This is a genomic window from Streptococcus timonensis (assembly GCF_900095845.1).
In the GTDB taxonomy this organism is placed as follows: domain Bacteria; phylum Bacillota; class Bacilli; order Lactobacillales; family Streptococcaceae; genus Streptococcus; species Streptococcus timonensis.
The window spans coordinates 689995-715820 of sequence record NZ_FMIX01000004.1; the positions used below are offsets into that span (position 1 = coordinate 689995).

26 protein-coding genes are annotated in these 25826 nt (G+C 37.6%); 22 read left to right on the forward strand and 4 right to left on the reverse strand.

The window, feature by feature from the left end; genetic code table 11:
* Nucleotides 1-16: 16 nt before the first annotated feature.
* The 3 genes from BQ2679_RS06940 to BQ2679_RS06950 all read left to right on the forward strand — a co-directional run bounded on the left by BQ2679_RS06940 (nucleotide 17) and on the right by BQ2679_RS06950 (nucleotide 2946).
* The gene (locus BQ2679_RS06940) at nucleotides 17-508 is read left to right on the forward strand and encodes a MarR family transcriptional regulator (RefSeq protein ID WP_075568071.1); all 492 of its coding nucleotides are present in this window, start codon (nucleotides 17-19) and stop codon (nucleotides 506-508) included.
* A gap of 75 nt (nucleotides 509-583) precedes the next feature.
* The gene (locus tag BQ2679_RS06945) at nucleotides 584-1174 is read left to right on the forward strand and encodes a 3'-5' exonuclease (protein WP_075567499.1); all 591 of its coding nucleotides are present in this window, start codon (nucleotides 584-586) and stop codon (nucleotides 1172-1174) included.
* An 8-nt stretch (nucleotides 1175-1182) separates the two neighbouring features.
* Nucleotides 1183-2946, forward strand: a complete 1764-nt coding sequence (locus BQ2679_RS06950) for a glycerophosphoryl diester phosphodiesterase membrane domain-containing protein (RefSeq protein ID WP_075567500.1) — start codon at nucleotides 1183-1185, stop codon at nucleotides 2944-2946.
* A 46-nt stretch (nucleotides 2947-2992) separates the two neighbouring features.
* Here BQ2679_RS06950 and BQ2679_RS06955 read toward each other — a convergent pair whose 3' ends face one another.
* Nucleotides 2993-3292 carry a YbaB/EbfC family nucleoid-associated protein gene (locus BQ2679_RS06955; protein ID WP_075567501.1) on the reverse strand — a complete coding sequence of 100 codons (300 nt, stop codon included), beginning with the start codon at nucleotides 3290-3292 and terminating at the stop codon, nucleotides 2993-2995.
* 357 nt (nucleotides 3293-3649) lie between these two features.
* Here BQ2679_RS06955 and BQ2679_RS06960 point away from each other — a divergent pair, with 357 nt between their 5' ends.
* The 11 genes from BQ2679_RS06960 to BQ2679_RS07010 all read left to right on the forward strand — a co-directional run bounded on the left by BQ2679_RS06960 (nucleotide 3650) and on the right by BQ2679_RS07010 (nucleotide 16359).
* Nucleotides 3650-4357: an IspD/TarI family cytidylyltransferase gene (locus BQ2679_RS06960; protein WP_075567502.1), complete on the forward strand. Its 708-nt coding sequence runs from the start codon at nucleotides 3650-3652 to the stop codon at nucleotides 4355-4357.
* A gap of 2 nt (nucleotides 4358-4359) precedes the next feature.
* Nucleotides 4360-5382, forward strand: coding sequence for a ribitol-5-phosphate dehydrogenase (locus BQ2679_RS06965; protein WP_075567503.1), 1023 nt, complete (start codon nucleotides 4360-4362; stop codon nucleotides 5380-5382).
* A 12-nt stretch (nucleotides 5383-5394) separates the two neighbouring features.
* Complete coding sequence (locus BQ2679_RS06970; protein WP_075567504.1) at nucleotides 5395-6264, forward strand: phosphotransferase family protein; 870 nt, start codon at nucleotides 5395-5397, stop codon at nucleotides 6262-6264.
* Entirely contained in the window at nucleotides 6254-7132 is an 879-nt protein-coding gene (locus BQ2679_RS06975) for a DMT family transporter (protein ID WP_075567505.1), read from the forward strand. Before BQ2679_RS06970 ends, BQ2679_RS06975 begins: the two co-directional genes overlap by 11 nt.
* Before the next feature lie 12 nt (nucleotides 7133-7144).
* Complete coding sequence (locus BQ2679_RS06980; RefSeq protein WP_075567506.1) at nucleotides 7145-7834, forward strand: sugar phosphate nucleotidyltransferase; 690 nt, start codon at nucleotides 7145-7147, stop codon at nucleotides 7832-7834.
* A gap of 248 nt (nucleotides 7835-8082) precedes the next feature.
* Nucleotides 8083-8883: a dihydroorotate dehydrogenase electron transfer subunit gene (locus BQ2679_RS06985; RefSeq protein ID WP_075567507.1), complete on the forward strand. Its 801-nt coding sequence runs from the start codon at nucleotides 8083-8085 to the stop codon at nucleotides 8881-8883.
* Nucleotides 8846-9829 carry a dihydroorotate dehydrogenase gene (locus BQ2679_RS06990; RefSeq protein WP_075567508.1) on the forward strand — a complete coding sequence of 328 codons (984 nt, stop codon included), beginning with the start codon at nucleotides 8846-8848 and terminating at the stop codon, nucleotides 9827-9829. Before BQ2679_RS06985 ends, BQ2679_RS06990 begins: the two co-directional genes overlap by 38 nt.
* Nucleotides 9830-9897: 68 nt before the next feature.
* Complete coding sequence (locus tag BQ2679_RS06995) at nucleotides 9898-10809, forward strand: bifunctional riboflavin kinase/FAD synthetase (RefSeq protein ID WP_075568072.1); 912 nt, start codon at nucleotides 9898-9900, stop codon at nucleotides 10807-10809.
* Nucleotides 10810-10966: 157 nt separating this feature from the next.
* Complete coding sequence (locus BQ2679_RS07000) at nucleotides 10967-11932, forward strand: hypothetical protein (RefSeq protein WP_075567509.1); 966 nt, start codon at nucleotides 10967-10969, stop codon at nucleotides 11930-11932.
* Between the two features lie 163 nt (nucleotides 11933-12095).
* A complete protein-coding gene (locus BQ2679_RS07005) occupies nucleotides 12096-12998 on the forward strand; it encodes a metal ABC transporter solute-binding protein, Zn/Mn family (protein ID WP_392392543.1) in 903 nt (300 codons plus the stop codon).
* Nucleotides 12999-13005: 7 nt separating this feature from the next.
* Nucleotides 13006-16359, forward strand: a complete 3354-nt coding sequence (locus BQ2679_RS07010; RefSeq protein WP_075567511.1) for a pneumococcal-type histidine triad protein — start codon at nucleotides 13006-13008, stop codon at nucleotides 16357-16359.
* A gap of 36 nt (nucleotides 16360-16395) precedes the next feature.
* Here the strand turns inward: BQ2679_RS07010 and pepT are convergent, their stop codons facing one another.
* The 3 genes from pepT to BQ2679_RS07025 form a co-directional block, all read right to left on the reverse strand.
* Entirely contained in the window at nucleotides 16396-17619 is a 1224-nt protein-coding gene (pepT, locus tag BQ2679_RS07015; protein ID WP_075567512.1) for a peptidase T, read from the reverse strand.
* A gap of 22 nt (nucleotides 17620-17641) precedes the next feature.
* Complete coding sequence (gene mnmE / locus BQ2679_RS07020; RefSeq protein ID WP_075567513.1) at nucleotides 17642-19015, reverse strand: tRNA uridine-5-carboxymethylaminomethyl(34) synthesis GTPase MnmE; 1374 nt, start codon at nucleotides 19013-19015, stop codon at nucleotides 17642-17644.
* 114 nt (nucleotides 19016-19129) lie between these two features.
* A complete protein-coding gene (locus BQ2679_RS07025; RefSeq protein ID WP_001117401.1) occupies nucleotides 19130-19312 on the reverse strand; it encodes a 4-oxalocrotonate tautomerase in 183 nt (60 codons plus the stop codon).
* A gap of 123 nt (nucleotides 19313-19435) precedes the next feature.
* On the opposite strand from BQ2679_RS07025, the gene BQ2679_RS07030 reads away from it, so the two are divergent.
* Genes BQ2679_RS07030 through BQ2679_RS07065 form a run of 8 tightly spaced genes read left to right on the forward strand, consistent with a single transcriptional unit; the run spans nucleotide 19436 to nucleotide 25809 of the window.
* Nucleotides 19436-20020, forward strand: coding sequence for a thymidine kinase (locus tag BQ2679_RS07030; RefSeq protein ID WP_075567514.1), 585 nt, complete (start codon nucleotides 19436-19438; stop codon nucleotides 20018-20020).
* 2 nt (nucleotides 20021-20022) lie between these two features.
* Nucleotides 20023-21102 carry a peptide chain release factor 1 gene (gene prfA / locus BQ2679_RS07035; RefSeq protein WP_075567515.1) on the forward strand — a complete coding sequence of 360 codons (1080 nt, stop codon included), beginning with the start codon at nucleotides 20023-20025 and terminating at the stop codon, nucleotides 21100-21102.
* Nucleotides 21102-21929 carry a peptide chain release factor N(5)-glutamine methyltransferase gene (gene prmC, locus BQ2679_RS07040; RefSeq protein WP_075567516.1) on the forward strand — a complete coding sequence of 276 codons (828 nt, stop codon included), beginning with the start codon at nucleotides 21102-21104 and terminating at the stop codon, nucleotides 21927-21929. Before prfA ends, prmC begins: the two co-directional genes overlap by 1 nt.
* Complete coding sequence (locus BQ2679_RS07045) at nucleotides 21922-22524, forward strand: L-threonylcarbamoyladenylate synthase (protein WP_075567517.1); 603 nt, start codon at nucleotides 21922-21924, stop codon at nucleotides 22522-22524. Before prmC ends, BQ2679_RS07045 begins: the two co-directional genes overlap by 8 nt.
* 1 nt (nucleotide 22525) lies before the next feature.
* Entirely contained in the window at nucleotides 22526-22972 is a 447-nt protein-coding gene (locus tag BQ2679_RS07050; RefSeq protein ID WP_075567518.1) for a GNAT family N-acetyltransferase, read from the forward strand.
* Nucleotides 22969-24225, forward strand: coding sequence for a serine hydroxymethyltransferase (gene glyA, locus BQ2679_RS07055; protein WP_075567519.1), 1257 nt, complete (start codon nucleotides 22969-22971; stop codon nucleotides 24223-24225). Before BQ2679_RS07050 ends, glyA begins: the two co-directional genes overlap by 4 nt.
* Before the next feature lie 7 nt (nucleotides 24226-24232).
* Nucleotides 24233-25207: a nucleoid-associated protein gene (locus BQ2679_RS07060; RefSeq protein ID WP_075567520.1), complete on the forward strand. Its 975-nt coding sequence runs from the start codon at nucleotides 24233-24235 to the stop codon at nucleotides 25205-25207.
* Complete coding sequence (locus tag BQ2679_RS07065) at nucleotides 25207-25809, forward strand: lysozyme family protein (RefSeq protein ID WP_075567521.1); 603 nt, start codon at nucleotides 25207-25209, stop codon at nucleotides 25807-25809. The genes BQ2679_RS07060 and BQ2679_RS07065 overlap by 1 nt, the downstream gene beginning before the upstream one ends.
* Nucleotides 25810-25826 lie beyond the last annotated feature (17 nt).

Here is a 25826-nt window from a genome sequence, read left to right on the forward strand (position 1 = left end):
AAAATCAGAGGATATTATGAGTATTGAGATGACTGTCAGTGAGATTGCTGAGGTCTTGGGTTTATCTCGCCAAGCAATCAATAATCGTGTCAAAGAATTACCAGAAGAAGACACAACAAAAAATGACAAAGGGGTTACTGTTGTTACTCGCAGTGGCTTGATTAAGCTAGAAGAAATCTACAAGAAAACAATTTTTGAAGATGAGCCAGTTAGCGATGAAGTCAAACAACGAGAGTTGATGGAAATCCTGGTTGATGAGAAAAATTCTGAGATTATTCGCTTATATGAGCAGTTAAAAGCTAAAGATAAGCAACTCTCAGAAAAGGATGAGCAGATACGAGTGAAAGATCGTCAAATTGCTGAAAAAGATAAGCAGTTAGATCAACAACAACAGCTAACACTTCAAGCCATGAAAGATCAGGAGAATCTTCAGTTAGAGTTAGAACAAGCTAAGCAAGAAGTTCAAGCAACGAAGAAAGGCTTCTTTGCTCGCTTATTTGGAAAATAAGAAAAAACTGCTTGGTTTTATAGAGAAACCAGGTAGTTTCTTTTCTTTTAGTAGTATAGAGTAGGAATATGTTGTATGGAAAAATTAAGAGAGTATATCTCCTTTGATTTAGAGTTTAATCAGCATGAAGGTGTAACACATCTGATACAGGTATCGGCAGTACATTTTAAAGATGGTCAAGAAATAGCTGCATTTGATTCATACGTTTATACAGAGGCTCCTTTAAAAAGCTTCATAAATGGATTGACTGGGATTACTTCAGAGACATTGAAAGGCGCACCAAAGGTAGAAGAAGTACTCCAAAAATTTCAAATTTTTGTTGGTGATTTACCCCTTGTTGGTTATAATGCAGCAAAGAGTGACTTACCGATTTTACTAGAACATGGTTTGGACTATCGAGAACAATATTTAGTCGATCTCTATAATGAAGCACTGGAGCGACGTAGTTCTGATCTTCATGGAATTGCTAATCTAAAATTACAAACTGTGGCTAATTTTCTAGGTTTTAAAGGGCAATCTCATAATAGTCTAGAGGATGCTCGTATGACTGGTCGAGTGTATGAAGCTTTTCTGGAGTCAGATGAGAGTAGACTATTACTCAATTCTCAGACTAGTCTCAATTCGAATCCATTTGGTGCCTTAGATTTATCACAACTTTTTGATTAGGAGTTTTTATGAAACCTGAAAAACCGAAAAAATTGGGTTTTAAAAAGATTTACCTTAATCTAGATAAAATCCTCTTTCTATTCTTTCTAATTTTTATGTTGGTCGACTATATCTGGTTGCCACTAAACTCAGTGATAGCTGGATTTTTACTAAGTCAGACTGGATATTTGTTTATTTCCTACAACAATATTTTTGAGATAATAAAAAATGCTCCCATTGTCAGTCTTGGCTTTGTTATTTTAATAGCCATCAATCTACTGGTAGCCTATTTTCAACTTAGTATTCTCTTTATTGGAGCTCGCCACCTCCTATATCACGAAAAAAGGACTCTTATAGAATATAGTCGAAAAGTATTTCGTGAAAGCCTCGCTTTTATGAAGAAGATGACTATTTCAAAAGCTCTGTTTATCTTTTTATTTGTGGCAATGCTATTTCCTTTTATCAGGAAGATATTTAAGATTTATTATTTAAATAAAATCGTGATTCCAGATTTTATCCAAACCTATATGGAAGAGAACTACTGGTTATGGTGGGTAGCGATTATTAGCTTATCACTCCTATTCTTTTATGTTTCTGTTCGCTTGATGTTCACTCTACCTAAGGTCTTTTATGAAAAGATGACGGTCAAGGAAGCGATTATTTATAGTTTGGATAAAACTAAGAATTTCTTTTGGTTTTATGCCTGGCATTTATTCTTAATTATTGTAAAAACCAATCTATTCTTCTATCTTCCTCTCGTCCCTTTACTATCAACCCAGTATATAGTAGATAGCCTTACTCAGAGAGAGTCTCTGGTCCTTGCTATTTTGAATTTTGTTCTGATTAAGAATTTCCACTATATGGCACTGACCTATTTCCTTGTCAAATTCACATCTTTTTTAACGGGAGAAGAACTTGATATTATGCCAAGACGCGAGAAGGACCATATCATGAGATGGGGTGTCATGGTGTGTGCATGTATCCTCTTTGCGATTGAAGGATATAATTATCTTGAAGCTCCAGTAGTCAATCCACCGCTTGTGATTTCACACCGTGGTGTATCGAATGGAAATGGTGTCCAAAATACAGTAGAATCCTTAGAAAAGACAGCGCAGTTAAAACCAGATTTAATCGAGATGGATATCCAGGAAACTAAAGATGGTCAATTTGTTATGATGCATGATGCTAATCTTAAAGGCTTAGCTGGTATTAATAAAACACCACAGGATTTGACCTTAGAAGAGTTAAAGCAGATTGACATTCATGAGAATGGTTATGAGACAAAGATTTCAAGTTTCGATGATTATCTGACTCGTGCAAATGAATTACATCAGAAACTTCTCATTGAAATTAAGACCAGTCATAAAGATAGTCCGCAGATGATGGAACATTTTCTAGAAAAATACGGTGCAAAAATTAAGGTTTATGGTCATCAAATGCAATCCTTAGATTATAAGGTTGTTGAAAAAGTGAGAGAGTATGACATAGATATTCCTGTCTACTTTATTCTTCCCTATAATTCTGTTTTTCCTAGAACGGTTGCTACAGGCTACACAATGGAGTATTCTACTTTAGATGAATACTTTGTGACGAAACTATGGAATACTGAGCAAAAACTCTATGTATGGACAATCAATAGTTCGGAATCATTTAATAAGTCTTTTCACCTAGGTGTTGACGGAATGATTACGGATGACTTGGAAAGAATAAAAGAAGAACTAGTAACTGCTCAGGAAGACCCTGAATATAGTGACTTATTGCTAAATAAAGCAACTGAGTTCTTTGTTTATTAACATAAATTAAAAGAGGCTGTAAACTAGCCTCTTTTTGAGAATATAATTAAAATGGTAACTTACCAGCAAATGCTCCAAGTTTCTTTTTAGTAGTTTCATCAATTTGTTCAAGAACAGAATTGAGTGCTTGAACAGTCATATCTGAAAGTGTTTCAATATCTTCAGGATCCACAACTGCAGGATTAAAATCGATTTTTACGACTTTTTTATCACCTGTTAAGGTAGCAGTTACAAGGTTTTGAGCAGAAGTCCCAACAAATTCTGTGGCAGCCAATTCAGCTTGGCTTTGCTCCATTTGTTTTTGAAGTTTTTGAGCTTGACGCATCATGTTTTGCATATTCATCATGGCGGTATTTAGCTTCCTTTTCTTTTATTTTCCATTTTATTTTAACAATTTTAATTGGAAAAGTCTAATTAAAATTTCAGGATCTCTATACATATCAACCAATGATTTAAGATTTCTTTAAGTTTTATTTATTATTCTAAAGAACTCTATATTTCTTGAATGAAAAATCCTTAAATTATGATTTATAGCTTTTGATAGATTAAAATGCTGAAAAGGATATAGAGATGAAATATTAATGTGATTAAATAAAGCTAGCCTTTTCTTGCTAGGAACAATTGGTATTTCTTTTTAGATAGTGCTAGATTATGGTATAATAGTAAGGAATGAGTTTTTAAAACAAACCAAAGGAGTATCAAAATGATTTACGCTGGAATTTTAGCAGGTGGAACCGGCACGCGCATGGGTATTAGTAATCTACCCAAACAATTTCTTGAGCTGGGAGATCGCCCAATCTTAATTCATACAATTGAAAAATTTGTCTTAGAGCCAAGTATCGAAAAGATTGTAGTTGGAGTTCACGGAGACTGGGTGACACACGCAGAAGATTTAGTTGAAAAATTCCTTCCACTTCACAAGGATCGTATCATCATCACAAAAGGTGGGGCGGACCGTAATTCGAGTATTGAAAAGATAATCGAAGCTATCGATTCTTACCGTCCAATTACGGAAGATGATATCGTAGTCACTCATGACTCAGTTCGTCCTTTTATCACACTTCGAATGATTCAAGATAACATTGCTCTTGCACAAAATCATGATGCTGTTGATACAGTAGTTGAAGCAGTAGATACCATTGTTGAAAGCACAAACGGTCAGTTTATCACAGATATTCCAAATCGTGCTCATCTCTATCAAGGGCAAACTCCTCAAACCTTCCGTTGTAAAGACTTCATTGATTTGTATGGTTCTTTATCAGCAGAAGAAAAAGATATTTTAACAGATGCATGTAAAATCTTTGTTATTAAGGGTAAAGATGTAGCCTTGGCAAAAGGTGAATACTCAAACCTTAAAATTACAACAGTTACAGACTTGAAGATTGCTAAAAGCATGATTGAGAAAGAATAGACATGATTAATCAAATTTATCAACTGACAAAACCAAAGTTTATCAATATTAAATATCAGGAAGAAGAAATTGATCAAGAGAATCATATCCTTATCCGACCAAATTACATGGCGGTTTGTCACGCGGATCAACGTTATTACCAAGGTAAACGCGATCCAAAAATTTTAGCAAAAAAACTACCAATGGCTATGATTCATGAGTCTTGTGGTACTGTCATTTCTGATCCAACCGGTACCTACAAAGTTGGTCAGAAGGTTGTTATGATTCCAAATCAACCACCTATGCAAAGTGATGAGGAATTCTACGAAAATTACATGACTGGAACATATTTCTTATCAAGTGGTTACGATGGATTCATGCGAGAATTTGTTTCTCTGCCTAAGGATCGTGTGGTATCTTACGAAGAAATCGAAGATACAGTTGCTGCCATTACAGAGTTTGTCAGTGTTGCCATGCATGCCATGAATCGTTTCATGACGGTATCTCACAGCAGACGTCAACGTATCGCTGTGATTGGTGATGGAAGTTTAGCTTTTGTCATGGCCAATATTATCAACTACACTTTGCCTGAAGCAGAAATTATTGTCATTGGTCGCCACTGGGAGAAATTGGAACTCTTTTCGTTTGCGCACGAACGTTATATTACTGACAGTATTCCAGAAGATCTCAGCTTTGATCATGGATTTGAGTGTTGTGGTGGTGACGGTAGTGGACCTGCTATCAATGATTTGATTCGGTATATTAAACCCCAAGGTACTATTTTGATGATGGGTGTTAGTGAGTATAAAGTTAATATCAATACTCGTGATTCATTGGAAAAAGGCTTGTTATTAGTTGGATCTTCTCGTTCTGGAAGAGTTGACTTTGAAAATGCCATCCAAATGATGGAAATTAAAAAATTTGCCAATCGTTTGAAGAATATCATTTATCTAGAAGAACCAGTAAGAGGGATTAAAGATATTCATCGAGTTTTTGCAACAGACCTTAATACTGCCTTCAAGACAGTATTTAAGTGGGAAGTCTAATAGGGGAAGATTATGAAGGAAATCGTTAAAGAGAAGATTGCCTCTTTATTATCAGGTGATGAAGAAATTCAGAGCGTTGAACAGTTGGGTGGAATGACCAATCAAAACTACTTGGTTCAAACATCCTCAAATCGATATATCGTTAAGTTTTTCGGTAAAGGTACAGAAAAATTAATCGATCGTCAGAATGAAAAGTTCAATCTTGAATTGTTGAAAGATCTGAAATTAGATGTTGAGAATTATCTCTTTGATATTGAAGCTGGTATCAAAGTCAATCAATACATTGAAAACGCAGATACCTTAAATTCTACAACCATAAAAACAAAATTTGAAAAAATTGCTCCAATTCTACAAACGATCCATGCTTCTGGTAAAGAATTAAAAGGAGAGTTTGCTCCTTTTGAGGAAATCAAAAAGTATGAATCCTTGATTCAAGGGGAGATTTCCTATCCAAACTATGACGAAGTTAGAAAAAATGTCTTCGCTCTAGAAAATGAATTGGCTACAATTGGAGTAGACAGAAAATCTTGTCACATTGACTTGGTTCCTGAAAATTTTATTGAAGCACCAGATGGGCATCTTTATCTAATTGATTGGGAATATTCTTCCATGAACGACCCTATGTGGGATCTTGCGGCTCTCTTTTTAGAGTCTGAATTTACTCCAGACGAAGAAGATTCCTTCTTGTCTTATTATGAAAGCGAACAGACACCAGTTTCTCGTGAGAAGATCCGTATTTATAAAATATTGCAAGATATTATTTGGAGCCTATGGACCATTTACAAAGAAGAAAATGGTGCAGATTTTGGAGATTATGGAATCACTCGTTATAAAAGAGCTGTAAAAGAATTGCAGTCTCAGGGAGGTATTGATGAAAACTAAAAATGGAGTTTCCTTTGGACTTATATCAGGTATTTTTTGGGGATTAGGGCTAACCATTAGTGCCTATATCTTCTCTATATTTACTGACTTATCGCCTTTTGTAGTAGCAGCAGCGCACGACTTTCTTAGTATTTTTATCCTGCTAGGATATCTTCTCGTTAAAGAAGGCAAGGTACGTTTATCAATCTTCCTGAACATTCGAAATGTCAGTGTTATTATCGGAGCACTATTGGCTGGGCCGATTGGCATGCAAGCCAATCTCTATGCGGTCAAGTATATCGGTAGCTCTTTAGCATCATCTGTTTCAGCGATTTATCCTGCGGTATCTGTCATTCTGGCTTTCTTTTTCTTAAAGCATAAGGTTTCGAAAAATACAGTATTTGGAATTTTATTAATCATTGCAGGAATTATTGCTCAGACCTACAAGGTTGAACAGGTCAATTCATTCTATATCGGAATCCTTTGCGCATTAATTTGTGCGCTTGCTTGGGGAAGTGAAAGTGTTCTGAGCTCATTTGCTATGGAAAGTGAACTTAGTGAACTCGAAGCACTCTTGATCCGACAAGTCACATCTTTCTTGTCCTATCTTGTTATTGTTCTCTTCTCGCATCATTCATTTGCAGAAGTGGCAAATGGACAATTGTTTGGTCTATTAATTGTCTTTGCGGCATTTAATATGATCTCTTATCTTGCCTACTATATGGCTATCAATCGATTGCAGCCAGCAAAAGCTACTGGATTAAATGTGAGTTATGTAGTATGGACTGTTTTATTTGCAGCAATTTTCTTGGGTTCGCCCCTTAATTTGCTGACCATCGTTACTTCACTTATCGTAATGGCTGGTGTTTATATTATTATTAAAGAATAAAGGAGAGAACGCGTGAAAGCGATTATCTTAGCAGCGGGATTGGGAACTCGTTTGAGACCCATGACAGAAAATACTCCAAAAGCCTTGGTCAAGGTTAATGAAAAACCTTTAGTCGAATATCAAATTGAATTTTTAAAAGAACGTGGAATTGATGACATTATCATCGTTGTAGGTTATTTAAAAGAACAATTCGACTATCTTAAGGAAAAGTACGGTGTGCGTTTAGTCTTCAACGAAAAGTATGCTGATTACAATAACTTTTACTCTCTTTACTTGGTAAAAGAAGAATTGGCTAACAGCTATGTTATCGATGCGGATAACTATCTTTTCAAGAATATGTTCCGAAATGATATTGAACGTTCAACCTACTTCAGTGTTTATCGTGAAGATTGTGATAATGAGTGGTTCCTAGTTTACGGAGATGATTACAAAGTTCAAGATATTATTGTCGATAGCAAAAATGGACGAATCTTGAGTGGTGTGTCATTCTGGGATGATCCAACAGCTGAGAAAATTGTTGGGTTTATCGATGATGCTTATGCAAGTGGCGAGTTTGTGGACCTCTACTGGGATAACATGGTCAAAGATAACATCAAAGAATTGGATGTTTACGTAGAGGAATTGGAAGAAAATTCTATCTATGAAATTGACAGTGTTAAAGATTATCAAAAATTAGAAAAGATTCTTTCTTCACAAAAATAAGCAACTTTTATGAACTGATACCTTACCTATTTTTACTTGACTTTTTATGTTTGATACAGTATACTAGTGAAAATTTAACCTTTAAGGGAAGTCCAGAGAGACTCACAAGGTGTCAGAGAAAAGAAACTACGATTGGAGCAGTAAAGCAAGTGCTTATTTGCTACTTTTGTGTAAATATCTTACCTGAAACCTTGCAATTGCAAGGTTTTTCTTTATCTGATCCCCTTAAAATTTAAGGAGGAAAGGTTATGAATCCGAATTGTAAAAAACGAATGGGTGCAATTTGCTTGGAAGTGATGAGAGTAGTTTCCCAGGAGGAAATCGCGCCAGCAATCTTTGAGCTTGTACTTGAAGGAGAAATGGTCGAAGCTATGAAAGCGGGCCAATTTCTTCATTTGCGTGTACCTGATGATGCCCATCTCTTGCGTCGTCCGATTTCAATCTCATCTATAGATAAGGCTAATAATCAATGCCATCTCATTTATCGAGTTGAGGGTTCTGGTACAGCAATCTTTTCAAGATTAAAAGCTGACGATTTTTTAGATGTCATGGGCCCTCAAGGAAATGGTTTCGATTTATCTGAGCTAGATGACTATTGCAAGGTTCTTCTAGTTGGTGGTGGAATAGGAGTTCCTCCATTACTTGAAGTAGCTAAACAATTACATGAGAGAGGTGTTGAAATTACGACTGTTCTAGGATTTTCTACTAAAGATGCTGTCATTTTAGATGATGAATTAGCCAAATATGGTCAAGTATATGTGACAACAGATGATGGATCCCATGGTATTAAAGGGAATGTTTCTGTAGTGATTAACGAAATTTACACTGAATTTGATGCTATCTACTCTTGCGGTGCACCTGGTATGATGAAATATATCAATCAAACCTTCCATGACCATCCAAGAGCTTATCTATCTTTAGAATCTCGTATGGCTTGTGGCATGGGAGCTTGCTACGCTTGCGTATTGAAAGTACCAGATAGTGAAACAGTTAGTCAACGCGTCTGTGAAGATGGGCCTGTATTTAAAACAGGAACTGTTGTTTTATAAGGAGAGTATCATGACTATAAATCGATTACAAGTCTCTCTACCAGGCTTAGAACTAAAGAATCCTATCATTCCTGCTTCAGGCTGTTTTGGTTTCGGACAAGAGTATGCCAAATACTATGATTTGGATCTTTTAGGATCTATCATGATTAAGGCTACAACCCTTGAACCACGCTTTGGTAATCCTACTCCACGTGTGGCAGAAACACCTGCTGGTATGCTGAATGCTATTGGTCTACAAAATCCAGGACTAGATGCCGTTCTCTCTGAAAAATTACCTTGGTTGCAAAGAGAGTATCCCAATCTTCCAATAATCGCAAATGTTGCTGGATTTTCCAAATACGAGTATGCAACAGTTTCTCATGGTATTTCTAAAGCGAGCAATGTAAAGGCAATTGAACTCAATATTTCTTGTCCGAACGTCGACCACGGTAATCACGGACTTTTGATTGGGCAAGACCCAGATTTAGCTTATGATGTCGTAAAAGCAGCCGTAGAGGCTTCATCAGTTCCTGTTTACGTTAAACTAACACCAAGTGTGACCGATATTACTTCCGTTGCAAAAGCTGCAGAGGACGCAGGTGCTAGTGGTCTCACTATGATCAATACCCTTGTTGGTATGCGCTTTGATCTCAAAACTAGAAAACCAATCATTGCAAATGGGACAGGAGGAATGTCTGGACCTGCAGTGTTTCCTGTAGCTCTAAAACTCATTCGACAAGTAGCTCAAACAACTAATCTTCCGATTATTGGAATGGGAGGAGTTGACTCGGCTGAGGCGGCACTAGAAATGTATTTGGCAGGTGCTTCAGCTATTGGTGTTGGGACAGCTAACTTTACCAATCCATATGCCTGCCCTGATATTATTGATAATCTGCCTAGTGTTATGGATAAGTACGGTATAGTAACTCTAGAACAATTAAGAAGTGAAGTTAAAAGCCAATTTTAAATCTTTCTAACTGAAGTTTTACATCCTTATTATTTTGAAAGCGTGTGTCTTTTTGGTATAATATGACTATGATTGTAACAATACCGATTAAAACAGAAAAAGATATCGCAACACCAGGCCCAACAGTCCTAGTATTAGGATACTTTGATGGTGTTCACGTGGGTCACCAAAAGCTCTTTGATATTGCGGGTGAGATAGCCTCAAGAAAGCATTTGAGTGTTGCCGTAATCACCTTTAATGAGTCACCTAAACTAACATTACACCAATATAATCCAGAACAATTATTGCATATCCTTAATGCTGAAGAACGTGAACGTAAATTAAAACGTTCAGGTGTTGAAGCATTGTATTTAATGGATTTTACAAGTCGGGTAGCAAATATGACTGCTCAAGAGTTTGTCAATACTTTTGTGAAAGAAGTGAAAGCAGATACGATTGTAGTAGGATTTGACTATAGTTTAGGATCTGATCGCAAATCAGCTGAAGATCTTAAAGAAATTTTTGATGGCGAAGTAGTTATTGTTCCACCAGTAGAAGATGAAAAGGGAAAAATCAGTTCTACACGTGTTAGACAATGTATTGTTGATGGGAATGTGAAAGAGGCTGCTCAGCTTCTTGGAGCTCCATTACCATCTAGAGGTGTTGTAGTTCACGGAAATGCGCGTGGTCGAACTATTGGCTATCCTACAGCTAATTTAGTGCTTTTAGATCGAACATATATGCCAGCGGATGGAGTTTATACCGTAGATATTGAAATTCAAAGAAAAATCTACAGAGGTATGGCTAGTGTTGGTAGGAATGTAACTTTTGATGGTGTTGAAGAGCGTTTTGAAGTTCATATTTTTGATTTTTCTGATGACATCTATGGTGAAAGAGTTACTGTTTATTGGCTTGATCGTATTCGAGATATGGTGAAGTTTAACAGTGTTGACCAACTAGTTGACCAGCTTGAAAGTGATGAGAAAATAGCTAGAAAATAACGATTATAGAAGTTTGGGATTTATCTCAAACTTTTTTATTTAGAAAGCTAGAATTAAAATGTAGTCAGAGGGTTATAGTTATAATAATTTTAAGGTAAAACTTGAAAAAATATTTTGGTTTTGATATAATTTCAATATCAAACTAAAGGAGACAATTATGTTTAAGGAAAAACGAAATAAAGGTTTTGTTTCTGGACTAGTCCTTTCGGTCATTCTTCTTGCAGTTGGAGGTCTGATGGGATTTCTTTGGAATTTACACCAAAACCCAACAACTGCCTTTGCTAGTAACAGTGAATCTGGTAAACAAGTTAAAATGACTGTTTATGATATTTATCCAGAGATTATTGGTGATGTAGATGGTGGAAGCGTTGTCTATCTTGTACAATATAGTCAAGAGGGTGATGGTAAATACGCGGTTATTGAAGCAAAAGAAAATGATGCTGAAGTTAAGAAGTTAATCGAGCAGGCTACTGCTGAAACTTTAGCTGATAATCCAGGGACTTTGTTGGGAACACAATTACAACCACTAAGTACAAATGTGAATACCTCACGTAATAACAGAATAGTAGACTTATCAGGTTTCTTGAAATCAGTTTTAGAACCTACGTCTACAGTTTATCAAAACATGAATACGAATGTTTACCTGAGCTTGACTGAACATTCACGTGATGGTTGGTATTATATCATTGGAGCAGCAATTTTCGGTGGTATGGGAGTATTTACAGCTATTACAGCCTTTATTCTTCGTAAAAAATCAATTGCATCTTATAATGAATTATATCAAACTTATCCAGAGCTGCAAGGTAATCTAGAAGGTATTGCCGACCAAGCTGACTATTATGATCAAGATCTAAAAGTAATCTTATATAAAAACCACTTGATTACATACTTTAAAGGGACTCAAACTGTTGACTTAAGAGAAGTTGATCAGATTTACCTTATTGAAAATAGTTACCATCGCTATGGTTTTACAAATAAAGTCTATCAACTGTGCTACATTCGTAAGGACAGTCCTAAGAAGCATAACATGACTATTCGAACTACTAGAACAGTTCAAGAACAATTGGAAGAATTTTGGGAGTTACTAATGGAAAAATTCCCAGATATTCATCTAGGAGTTTAGTATTAAAGCACCGATAATCGGTGCTTTTTTATTTATAAAAAATCTTATAAAATCGAGCCTAACACTTGACATCCTAATTTTTTAAGAGTAGAATGTTTACTAGTTAATTAAATGGTTAAATACTAGTTAAGGAGTTCTAGTGAAGAAGAAAATACTAATATGTATGCTATCTTCGGTACTTGCTTTATTTTTAGGAGCTTGTAGTCAAGATAAGCAAAATGATGTCAAAGAATCTCATGGAATGAAAATTGTTACCAGTTTTTATCCTGTATATTCTATGGTAAAAGCAGTTTCTGGTGATCTTAATGATGTAAGAATGATTCAGTCTAGTTCAGGCATTCATTCTTATGAACCGTCAGCAAATGATATTGCAGCTATCTACGATGCGGATGTGTTTGTTTATCATTCTCATACCTTAGAGTCTTGGGCGGGTAGTCTAGACCCAAGTCTACAAAAGTCCAAGGTTAAGGTTCTAGAAGCATCTGAGGGTATGACCTTGGATAGAGTATCTGGCTTAGAAGATATAGAAGTAGGAAAAGGTGTGGATGAGAAAAGTCTTTATGATCCCCATACTTGGTTAGACCCTGAAAAGGTAGCTGAGGAAGCACAAATTATTGCTGATAAATTATCAGAATTAGATAGTGAGAATAAAGAAATATATCAGTCGAATGCGAAGAAGTTTATTGATAAAGCTCATGAGTTAACAAATAAATATAAACCTATCTTCGATAAAGTGGAGCAAAGAACCTTTGTGACACAACACACTGCTTTTTCTTATTTAGCAAAGAGATTTGACTTGAATCAACTTGGTATTGCTGGTATTTCTCCTGATCAAGAACCAAGCCCAAGACAACTGAGTGAAATCCAAGAATTTGTTAAAACCTATAAAGTTAAAACTATTTTTACAGAGAGCAACGCTTCGTCTAAAGTAGCTGAAACGCTTATCAAGTCAACAGGTGTGAATCTTAAAACTCTCAATCCTTTAGAGGCAGACCCACAAAATGATAAGTCTTATTTAGATAATTTAGAAGAGGATATTGCAATACTAGCAGAAGAATTGAAATGAGGAAATTATGAATAAAACAAAGAAATATTTAGCTGGATCAGCAGTAGTTATTGCGCTTAGTGTTTGTGCTTATGTTTTAAATCAGCACCAAGAATCAGAGAAGAAGGAAGATAATCGTATATCTTATGTTGATGGGAAAAACAATGAGTCTAAAAAGAACGAAAATTTGACTCCTGATCAAGTTAGCAAAAAGGAAGGCATTGAGGCCGAACAAATTGTTGTGAAAATTACTGATCAGGGATATGTGACTTCTCACGGAGACCATTTCCATTACTATAATGGTAAAGTTCCTTTCGATGCGATTTTTAGTGAAGAACTAGTCATGAAAGATCCAAGTTATCAATTGCGTGATGAACACATCGTTAACGAAATTAAAGGTGGTTACATCATCAAAGTTGATGGAAAATATTATGTCTACCTAAAAAATGCTAGTCAAGCTGAAAATATTCGAACCAAAGAACAAATTGAAAAACAAAAACAAGGGCATACATCTGACCAAAAAAATGATTCTAAGGAAGTTGTGGCAGCTAGAGCTCAAGGACGTTATACAACTGATGACGGTTATGTTTTTAACGCTTCTGATATCATTAAAGATACAGGAGATGCTTATATCGTTCCCCACGGAGGACACTTCCATTATATTCCTAAGAGTGATCTGTCAGCGGGTGAATTAGCTGCCGCAAAGGCTTATTTATCTGGCAATAGTTCAGCTCTCAGTCAACCCTTGTCACTGACACCGAATAATGGTGTTTCTGCAGCAGATGATGGTTATGTCTTTAACCCTAATGATATTGTCAGAGATACTGGCGATGCTTATATCGTACGACATGGGGACCACTATCACTATATCCCTAAATCATCTCTTAACAATCATCAAGCACAATCTAACACTCCAAGCTTAGAAAGTCCTTCTAATTCTACACCAAATAATCCGTTACCACATGTTCACCATGAAGAAGAGGAACACGATCATGGTTTTGATGCAAATAGAATTATAAGTGAAGATTCAGAAGGTTTTGTTATGAGCCATGGCGATCACAATCATTACTTCTTTAAAAAAGATTTATCACCTGATCAAATTAAGGCCGCACAAGATCACTTGTACCGCAATAAACATTCAGAAACTATCCCAGATAATCATAGCAGTCATAAACCAGAAGAACACCATCATGATAACCATGGAAACCATCATGAGGAAGAGCACGATCATGGCTTTGCAGCAGATCGAGTGATAAGTGAAGATGATAAAGGATTTGTCGTTTCTCATGGAGATCACAATCATTACTTCTTTAAAAAAGATTTATCCCCTGATCAAATTAAGGCCGCCCAAGATCACTTGTACGGCAATAAACATTCAGAAACTAGCCCAGATAACCACAGTAGTAAACCAGAAGAACACCATCATGATAACCATGGAAACCATCATGAGGAAGAGCACGATCATGGCTTTGCAGTTGATCGTGTAATAAGTGAAGATGATAAAGGATTTGTCGTTTCTCATGGAGATCACAACCACTATTTCTTTAAAAAAGATTTAACAAAAGATCAGATTAAAGCTGCTCAAGAACATTTAAACAGTCATAAAACTGAGTCTGTTAAACCTCTTGCAAAAGATGTAGAAGCATTTTCTAGAGAGGCCAGTGACAAAGAAAAAATGGAGTATATTGCTAAGACCTACGGTGTACCGCTAGAAGCCATTCGTATCTCAAATGGATTCTTTGTATTTGGAAATCCTGATCAAGACTATGACCCAACACACATTCATCCTTATGCAATCCGTAAGGAACACGTCCGTATTCCTTTAGTTACCGGGGACCCTGAACTTGATTTCCTAAACGAGCTTTATACAACTGCTATACGTGATGGTGTTTCACCATATAGTTTGCAAGTTGAAAATGGAAGTTTCGTCATTCCTCACGGAGATCATAACCATTATATTAAAGTTCAAACAAAAGGTTACGAGGTCGCTCTTAAGAATAAGATTCCAGCGCTACAATCGTCTTATCAACCAGGCACATTTGATGAAAATACTGTAGAGCATAAGGTTGAACAGCTTTTGGCAGAGAGTCGAGAACTCTATAAAGACAAGCCAAGCGTACAGAGACAGATTGAACTTGCTTTGGGGCAATTTTCTGAGAATATGAAGAAGCTATCGACCAACTCTACTGCAGGATATTTGGCAGCTCTTGATCAATTTGACAAACAGTATATTCATATTGATTCAACTGTGAAGCCTACTGAAGCTAGTCCATTAGATAAGAAATACCAAGCTCTGGTGGATAAGATTAATACCTTAAATACGGATGCTTATGGACTTCCTAAGAAGGATCTCTTGGTACAATTACAGGAAAGTAAACTAGCTCAAGATGAAGCAGGATTAGATGCTATAGATGCTAAATTACAAGCTTTACAAGACTTTAATGATCGTACAGGTGTCACAACAGTCGAGTACATTAAATATTTCTATCAACATCTATCTGATGGTAGATTAAACGATAAGCTTCGTAATAAAGTTGCTAACTTAACGTGGACTCTTTATCAGTCACAATCATTCCTAAAGGCAACAGATTTAAATAAACTCTTCCCAGAAATCTATCAAACAAAATTTGAAGTAGAAGAAGCTCTTAAAAATGAGCCCGCTGTAAGCAAGTCTTCAGAAACTATCCTAGATACCGAAAAAGTGGATGGTCAGAGTGCAAAAACTGCAGTTTATGAGTTCTTGAGAGGCTTGTTTGATGATATTCAACCTGAGAAACAAAGTAATCATGTCTTAAAGGGACAAGTAGAAGAGTTATTAACCAAAGCTGAAGAATTGATTAGTAAAGTTAAGGAAGATGGTGTAAAAGCTTCTCTTGCTGATGAACTTAAGAATCTTAAGGTTGCTAGTGATAAAGATAATGCTGACCTTGATGAATTAAACACGCAAGTTCAAGATCTTCTAAAACGTATTACACAGACTATTCAGAAAGAAAGTCAGGAAGAGGCTCAAGATCCACAACTTTTGGCTCTCTATCAACAGCTTTATAACGGCGTCATTGCCCTCCATAGCTATTTGGAGATGAATAATGGTTCAGATGCTGACTTTGAAAAAGTAGATGCTCTGTTTGATAAACTGGCAGCAGCAAGTAAGGATAAGCAGGCTCTTCTAGCAGTTGCTCAAGAAATTCTCTTATTGAACCAAGAGCTTAGATCTAAAGCAACGCCAAGTCAAGAAACACCTGTTGAAACAAAACAAGAAACACCAGGTCAAGTAAGCCCTGATGAGCAAGTAGAATCTAGCTCAGTGCAGACAACAACAGAGAATACTTCTGAAACAACAACTGAACTGAATCCTGAATCAACAGAAAAAGTCTCAGACTAAAAAAAAGACGAAGTAGCTTAGCTACCTCGTCTTTTTTTAGTCTTTATAAGCTACAATTCCAATAATAGTGTCAACTGCACGTTCCATTGTTTGAAGGCTAACGTATTCAAAACGGCCATGCATGTTTTCACCACCAGCGAAGATATTTGGCGTTGGAATTCCCATAAAGGAAATCTTAGAACCATCTGTACCACCACGAATCGGTTCGATAATAGGTGTAATATCAAGACTTTCCATTACTGATTTAGCAATGGTTACTGGTGTCATATCCTTTTCGATGACTTCCTTCATGTTGTAATACTGGTCTGTCAAAGTCAAGGTTACACGATTGCTAGCAAGTTCTTGGTTCATCTTATCAGCAATAGCTTGCATAGCAGCTTTACGCGCTTCAAAGTTTTCTTTTTCGAAGTCTCGAATGATATAGCTAGCACGTGCTTCCTCAACACTACCAGTTACATCCATGAGATGGTAGAAACCTTGATAGCCCTCAGTCAATTCTGGGCAGTCACCAGCTGGGAGTTGGTTGTGGAAGTCAATTGCCAACTGAAGAGCGTTAACCATTTGTCCCTTAGCAGTTCCAGGGTGTACATTACGACCTTGGAAGTGAAGTTCTGCACCTGCTGCGGAGAAGGTTTCGTATTGAAGTTCACCAAGAGGTCCACCGTCAACTGTATAAGCAAAGTCTACATCGAAATCTTCTGCATCAAATTTATTAGCACCAACACCGATTTCTTCATCAGGTCCAAATCCGACACGAATTTCGCAGTGCTTAATTTCAGGATGAGCAGTCAAGTATTCGATGGCTGTCATGATTTCGGCAATACCTGATTTATCATCGGCACCGAGAAGGGTAGTTCCATCAGTAGTAATCAATGTTTGTCCAGGATATTTCTCTAAGCTCTTGAAATCTGCAGGATCAAGTTTGAAACCAGAATTCCCAAGCTCGATAATTCCCCCGTCGTAGTTTTCAACTACTTGTGGATTGACACCCTCAGCATTAAAATCAGCCGTATCCATGTGGGAGATAAAACCAATCTTGCGAGTTAAACTTGGATCGTTAGCTGGAAGTGTACCGATAGCAAAACCGTTTGGCAAATAATAGACATTTTGCAAACCGACACGTTTCATTTCTGGAATGAGGACATTAGTCGCAAAGTCTACCTGACTCTGAGTGCTTGGTGTAGTAGTAGAATTTTCGTCTGAACGTGTGTTAATCTTAACATAAGTTAAAAAACGCTCTAGTAATGTTAGATATTTCATCATAACTCCTTTTTATAATTTTTTATTTACCCAGACAAAATTGGCTAAATAACTGGGTGATGAGTTCATCTGGCGCAGCATCACCAGTAATTTCTCCAAGGATTTCCCAGGTACGGGTCAAATCAACCTGAAGCAGGTCAACTGGCATACCCAGTTCAAGACCTTCGTTAACCGCTTGTAAGCTTTCGACTGCCTTTTCAATTAGAGAAATATGACGGGCGTTGGACAAGTAAGTAGCATCTTGTTCGACCAAGCCAGCATTTTCAAAGAATAGATTATTGATTCGATCTTCAATCTTATCAATGTTTTGATTTTTAAGGACTGAAATACGGATGACATCATCTGGAAGTTCAGAAGTTTCAATAGCCTCAGGTAAGTCAGTTTTGTTGAGAAGAATGATTCGATTAGTATCTTGACTAATTTCAAGAAGTTGTCGGTCTTGGGCAGTTAGAGGTTCGCTGGCGTTTAGGACTAGTAGAACTAAGTCAGCTTCCTTGAGGGCTTTTTTGGAACGTTCAACACCGATCTGTTCCACGATATCATCTGTTTCACGAATCCCAGCTGTATCAATCAATTTGAGAGGAACACCGTTGATATTGACGTATTCTTCAATGACATCTCGAGTAGTACCCGCAATATCCGTTACAATGGCTTTATCTTCACGTAGGAGGTTGTTGAGGAGACTTGACTTCCCAACGTTGGGACGACCAATGATGGCCGTTGAGATTCCTTCGCGGAGGATTTTCCCACGACGTGCAGTTTTTAGGAGATTGGCCAAGAGTTGTTCAAACTCCATAGTTTTTTCACGGACAACAGCAGTAGTGGCTTCTTCCACATCGTCATACTCAGGGTAATCGATATTAACCTCAACCTGAGCCAAGGTATTGAGAATTTCCTGACGAGTATTGTTAATGAGGTCAGACAGGGATCCATCAAGTTGTTTGACTGCTATATTCATAGCCTTGTCAGTCTTAGCACGAATGATATCCATAACAGCTTCAGCCTGAGTCAAGTCTACACGACCATTGAGGAAGGCACGCTTGGTAAATTCACCAGGTTCTGCCATGCGAGCCCCTTCACGGATAGCCAATTGCAGGATTTCATTGGTCACGGCAATCCCTCCGTGGGTGTTAATCTCGATAATATCCTCACGAGTAAAGGTCTTCGGAGACTTCATAGCCCCAACCATGACCTCGTCCATAACCTTACCAGTTATAGGGTCAACAATGTGCCCGTAGTTCAGTGTGTGGCTGGCGACCTGACTTAAGTCTTTGCCTTTAAAAATCTTTTGCGCAATGGCAAAACTGTCTGTTCCGCTCAAGCGGACAATACCAATGGCTCCTTCTCCGAGAGGTGTGGAGATTGCAGCAATGGTATCAAATTCACGTGTAATCATTTCATTTCCTTTTAACAATTTATATACAAATATCTCTTAAAATTGTAACAAAATAAAGTTATTTATTCAACGAATGCTACTTATAAAGAAAAGCCTAAGCATATGGCTTAAGCTTTACTTAGTGCGCATTTCCCCTTGCGGGAAGTAAGTTCCTTCAGGCATATCGTTGATGATGACATGAACAGCAGATTGTGGTGCACCAGTGTTACGAACTACGGCTTCCGTTACTTCCTTAGCTAAGGCTTTCTTTTGCTCTAGCGTGCGTCCTTCAAATAAATCGATGCGTACAAATGGCATAATAGTTTCCTCCACTCACTAAATGATTTCTTTTATTTTACCATATTTTGCCATTTAAAGCTTTGAGAAAATATGATATACTAGAATGTAACAAAAAATTAGAAATGGACGTGAAATAGAAGCATGGCACAGTTGTATTATCGTTATGGGACTATGAATTCAGGAAAGACCATTGAGATTCTTAAAGTAGCCTATAACTATGAGGAGCAAGGCAAAAGTGTTGTCATCATGACTTCAGCTCTTGATACGAGAGATGGTGTTGGCTATGTTTCAAGTCGGATTGGGATGAAAAGACCAGCAGTTGCTATCGATGATACTACGGATATTTTTGGATTTATTCGAGATTTACCTGAAAAGCCCTACTGTGTTCTTGTCGATGAAGCCCAGTTTTTAAAGCGTCACCATGTTTACGACCTAGCGCGTGTTGTAGATGAGTTAGATATACCTGTTATGGCATTTGGTTTAAAGAACGACTTTCGTAATGAACTTTTTGAAGGATCTAGACATCTATTGTTACTAGCAGACAAAATTGATGAGATCAAAACCATCTGCCAGTATTGTAAGAAAAAGGCGACCATGGTACTACGAACGTTAGATGGGAAACCCACTTATGAAGGTGAACAAATCCAGATAGGTGGTAATGAAACCTATATCTCGGTTTGCCGTAAACATTATTTTGCCCCTGAAATCAATAAGGAGAATCAATAAGAATGAACATCTATGATCAACTACAAGCTGTAGAAGACCGTTATGAAGAATTAGGAGAATTGCTCAGTGACCCAGATGTGGTTTCTGACACTAAGCGTTTCATGGAGCTTTCAAAAGAAGAAGCTTCAACTCGTGACACGGTAACAGCCTACCGTGAATACAAACAAGTCCTTCAAAATATTGTCGACGCTGAGGAAATGATTAAAGAATCAGGCGGAGATGCTGACTTGGAAGAAATGGCCAAGCAAGAACTCAAGGACGCTAAGGCTGAAAAAGAAGAGTACGAAGAAAAACTAAAAATATTGCTTCTTCCAAAGGATCCAAACGATGACAAGAACATCATCCTTGAAATCCGTGGGGCAGCTGGTGGAGACGAAGCAGCACTTTTTGCTGGAGACCTTCTAACCATGTATCAAAAGTATGCTGAAGCTCAAGGCTGGCGCTTTGAAGTTATGGAAGCTTCTATGAACGGTGTCGGTGGTTTCAAAGAAGTGGTTGCCATGGTTTCTGGTCAGTCAGTTTATTCTAAACTCAAGTATGAGTCTGGTGCTCACCGTGTGCAACGTGTCCCTGTGACAGAAAGTCAAGGGCGTGTTCATACCTCAACAGCAACAGTTCTTGTCATGCCTGAGGTAGAAGAAGTAGAATACGATATTGATCCAAAAGACCTACGTGTCGATATCTACCATGCATCAGGTGCTGGTGGACAGAACGTCAACAAGGTTGCGACTGCCGTTCGTATCGTTCATTTGCCAACCAATATCAAGGTTGAGATGCAGGAAGAACGTACCCAGCAGAAAAACCGTGAGAAGGCTATGAAGATTATTCGTGCGCGTGTTGCTGACCACTTTGCTCAGATTGCCCAAGATGAGCAAGACGCAGAGCGTAAGTCTACTATCGGTACTGGTGACCGTTCAGAACGTATCCGTACTTACAATTTCCCACAAAATCGTGTAACAGACCACCGTATTGGCTTAACCCTTCAAAAACTTGATACTATCTTGTCTGGTAAACTAGATGAAGTTGTTGATGCCTTGGTCCTTTACGACCAAACGCAAAAATTGGAAGATTTAAACAAATAATGAAACTAGCTCAAATTTTTAAAGATTTTGAGGAAAAGTTGATAGCTAAAGGAGAGGAAGCAGAAAGCCTCTCCTTTGTCTATCGTAGCCTAAAAAATCTATCTTTTACAGACTTCGTCTTTGCCCTCCAGCAAGAAGTAACAGAGGAAGAAAAGCAATTTGTGGAGGAAATCTACAAAAAATTAGCAGCACATATACCTGCTCAGTACGTCATCGGTCATGCTGAATTCTTTGGGACGGAGTTAAAGGTAGATGAGCGGGTCTTGATTCCCCGTCCAGAGACAGAAGAGCTAGTAGACCTCATCTTGACTGAAAATCCTGAGAAAAATCTCAAAGTACTAGATATTGGAACAGGAAGCGGAGCAATTGCCCTTGCTCTAGTTAAAAATAGACCTACCTGGACTATCACAGCTACTGATATATCTCAGGATGCATTAGATTTGGCAGAGGAAAATGCTAAAGAGAATTCTGCAGATTTAATTTTTATAAAATCCGATTGTTTCTCCGAAATTTCTGCAAAATATGATATAATTGTATCCAATCCACCATACATTTCACGTAGTGATGAGTCAGAGGTTGGTTTGAATGTACTACATTCTGAACCCCATCTAGCACTATTTGCTGATGAGGATGGTCTTGCTATCTACCGCAAAATTGCGGAGGAAGCCAAAGATTATTTAACTGGTGGTGGTAAGATTTATCTTGAAATTGGCTACAAACAAGGACAAAGTGTCCCTGAACTTTTTAGGAAACATCTTCCTGAAAAAAGAATTCGAACACTCAAAGACCAATTTGGCCAAGATAGGATGGTTGTCATTGATGATTGATAGAATAAAGCATGAGTTGAAAAATGGTGGTGCAGTAGTCTTACCGACAGAAACAGTTTATGGTCTTTTTGCAAAAGCATTAGATGAGAAGGCTGTTGATCATGTCTATCAGCTCAAAGGTCGTCCTAGAGATAAGGCACTCAATCTAAATGTTGCTAGTTTAGACGATATCTTGAAATTTTCTAAGAATCAGCCAACTTATATACAACAACTGGTTGAAAACTTTTTACCTGGTCCATTGACTATTATCTTAGAAGCTAATGACAAGGTCCCTTGCTGGGTCAATTCAGACTTAACGACTGTTGGGTTTCGAATACCCAGTCATCCTATTACCTTAGAATTGATTCGTGAGTGTGGCCCCTTAATCGGCCCATCTGCCAATATTTCCGGTTGTGAGAGCGGAGTTAACTTTAAGCAAATTCTAGAAGTTTTTGATCGAGAGGTCTTGGGAATAGAAGACGATAGTTTTTTAACAGGACAAGATTCTACTATTTTAGATTTAACTGGTAAGAAGGTAAGAATTTTACGGCAAGGTTCCATCACCCAAAAAGACATTCTTACCAAGATTCCCGAAATTCCTTTTGAGGAGGTTTGATATGCTACGTGCTTTGAAAGCAACAGATGTTGCATCGATTCATGAGATTAACAAAGATGCTTTAGGTTATACTTTTAGTCCAGAGGAAACAGCTAGTCAACTAGCCAAATTATCCCAAGACTCACATCATTTCCTACTTGGTTATGAGGATGATACTAGTCACGAACTAGTTGGTTATATTCACGCTGAGGTTTATGAGTCTCTCTATTCTAAAGCAGGATTCAATATCCTAGCCTTGGCAGTGTTGCCGCAAAGCCAGGGGAGAGGTTTTGGTAGAGATTTACTTGAAGGGTTGGAGAAAGAAACAAAAAGACGGGGTTATGAGTTTATTCGATTAAACTCTGCAGACCATCGTCTTGATGCTCATGCATTTTATGAAAGAGTGGGTTATACTTGTGATAAAGTGCAGAAACGATTTATTAAATTACTAAAAGGAGAAGACCTATGATTTTTGACAAAGATGATTTTAAAGCTTATGACGCGGATCTTTGGGATGCTATTGCTAAAGAAGAGGAACGTCAACAAAACAATATTGAGTTAATCGCTTCCGAAAACGTTGTAACTAAGGCTGTAATGGCTGCGCAAGGGTCTATTTTAACCAATAAATATGCTGAAGGATACCCAGGACGTCGTTATTATGGCGGTACTGATGTAGTAGATGTTATCGAAACTTTAGCTATTGAACGTGCAAAAGAAATTTTTGGTGCTAAGTTTGCTAATGTACAACCCCACTCAGGAAGCCAAGCAAACTGTGCTGCCTATATGGCTTTGATTGAGCCAGGTGACACTGTCTTGGGGATGGATTTGGCAGCAGGTGGGCACTTGACTCACGGAGCTCCTGTTAGCTTCTCAGGTCAAACCTACAACTTTGTCTCTTACAGTGTCGATCCTGAGACAGAAGTCTTGGACTTTGATGCTATCCTGAAACAAGCCCAGGAAGTTAAACCAAAACTAATTGTTGCTGGAGCTTCGGCTTATTCGCAAATTATCGATTTTTCAAAATTCCGTGAAATCTCAGATGCTGTTGGTGCAAAACTCATGGTTGATATGGCTCATATTGCTGGTTTGGTGGCAGCTGGTCTTCATCCAAGTCCAGTTCCATATGCACATATCACAACGACAACGACCCACAAAACACTTCGTGGGCCACGTGGTGGCTTGATATTGACTAACGATGAAGAACTTGCTAAGAAAATTAACTCTGCTATTTTCCCTGGTATTCAAGGTGGACCATTAGAGCATGTTATCGCAGCAAAAGCTGTTTCATTCAAAGAAGTATTGGATCCTGCTTTTAAAGATTATGCTGCTAATGTCATCAAGAACAGCAAGGCTATGGCAGATGTCTTCTTGCAAGATCCTGATTTCCGTATTATTTCTGGCGGAACTGAAAACCATCTTTTCCTTGTTGATGTAACCAAGGTTGTAGAGAACGGAAAGGTTGCTCAAAACCTACTTGATGAGGTTAACATTACCCTAAATAAAAACTCTATCCCTTACGAAACCTTGTCTCCATTCAAGACAAGTGGAATTCGTATCGGAGCAGCCGCAATAACTGCACGTGGTTTTGGTGAAGAGGAAAGCCGAAAAGTGGCAGAGCTCATCATTAAAGCTCTTAAGAATGCAGATAATGAAGCTGTATTAGAAGAAGTAAGAAGTGCAGTCAAAACTTTGACAGATGCCTTCCCATTATACGAGGACTAATACTTTTATGGACATTTATATTAAGAAAGCCATTATCCATCAGTTCAGCTCTGTTGACACGGAGTTGTTTCTAGCGGATAAGTTTCTCAATATTACTCCAAAAATCGAAGAATACCTACGCAAAAAGGTTGAGCGTGTGTATTCAGATGAAGCTAAGACTGGGATTTTCGAAGAAGAAAATCCCTTCTTCAATCACATCACAGACGATTTGTTGGAGACTTCAGTAACACTAGCCAATCTTTGGAAAGAAGAGTTCAGCATTTCTGAGAATCTCAAGACTAATGATTTAATTTTCGTTCAGTTCTCCAAAGATGGCGTAGAGCATTTTGCTTTTTTACGTATTGCTTTACGCGAGACTTTAACTCACCTTGGTGGAGAGGTCGATAATCCAATCAGGCTGACTCAGAATAACTTACCTGGTTTTGGAACAGGTGCTGATGAAGCTTTAGTCGTTAATCTACAGACTCGTAAATACCACCTCATTGAAAAGCGTATCAAGTACAACGGAGCCTTTCTCAATTATTTTTCAGAAAATCTCCTAGCTGTAAATCCTAAAATTTCTCCAAAGAAATCTATCAAGGAACTTGAAAAAACAGCTCAAAAGATTGCCGAAACCTTTAACACAGATGATTTTCAATTTCAATCCAAGGTAAAATCAGCAATTTTCAATCATCTAGAAGAAAATAATGAACTTTCTCCTGAAAAATTAGCTAACGATTTATTTGATAACAATCTGACGGCTCGTTTAAGCTTTGTTGATCAAGTGAAAGAAGCAGTACCGGAACCTGTGCAATTTGATGAAATAGATGCTAGTCGTCAACTGAAACGCTTTGAAAACCAAAAACTTTCTCTATCAAATGGGATTGAATTAATTGTGCCAAATAGTATTTATCAAGATACTGCGTCGGTTGAATTTATTCAAAACGACAATGGAACATACTCTATCTTAATCAAAAATATCGAGGATATACAAAGTAAATAATGTTTAAATTTATACGAAGAATGCTGGTACTAGCAGTCTTCCTTTTCGCTGGATATAAAGCTTATCTGATTCGTCAGGATGTCAAACAAGTCATGACCTATCAACCCTTGGTTCGCGAAATCTTGAATGAAAGAGATACCCCAGCAAACGAAGAGCTTGTGCTCGCCATGATTTATACAGAAACTAAGGGTAAAGAAGGAGACGTGATGCAGTCAAGTGAATCTGCTAGTGGCTCTACTGATACCATAAACGATAATGAAAGTAGTATTCGGCAAGGGGTTCAAACCTTGACAGAAAATCTCTATCTAGCTCAAGAAAAAGGAGTGGATGTCTGGACAGCCATTCAAGCTTATAACTTTGGACCTGCTTATATCGATTTTATCGCCCAGAATGGGAAAAAGAATACTCTTGTACTAGCTAAACAATACTCCAGAGATACAGTCGCACCTATATTAGGAAATACAACAGGGAAAACCTATCGCTACATCAATCCCATTTCTATTTTTCAGGGTGGAGAACTTTATGTGGATGGGGGAAACTATTATTACTCTAGACAGGTTCAGCTAAATCTCTATATTATGAAAATTTTTAATCTATTTTAAGCACCTAGAATTTCTAG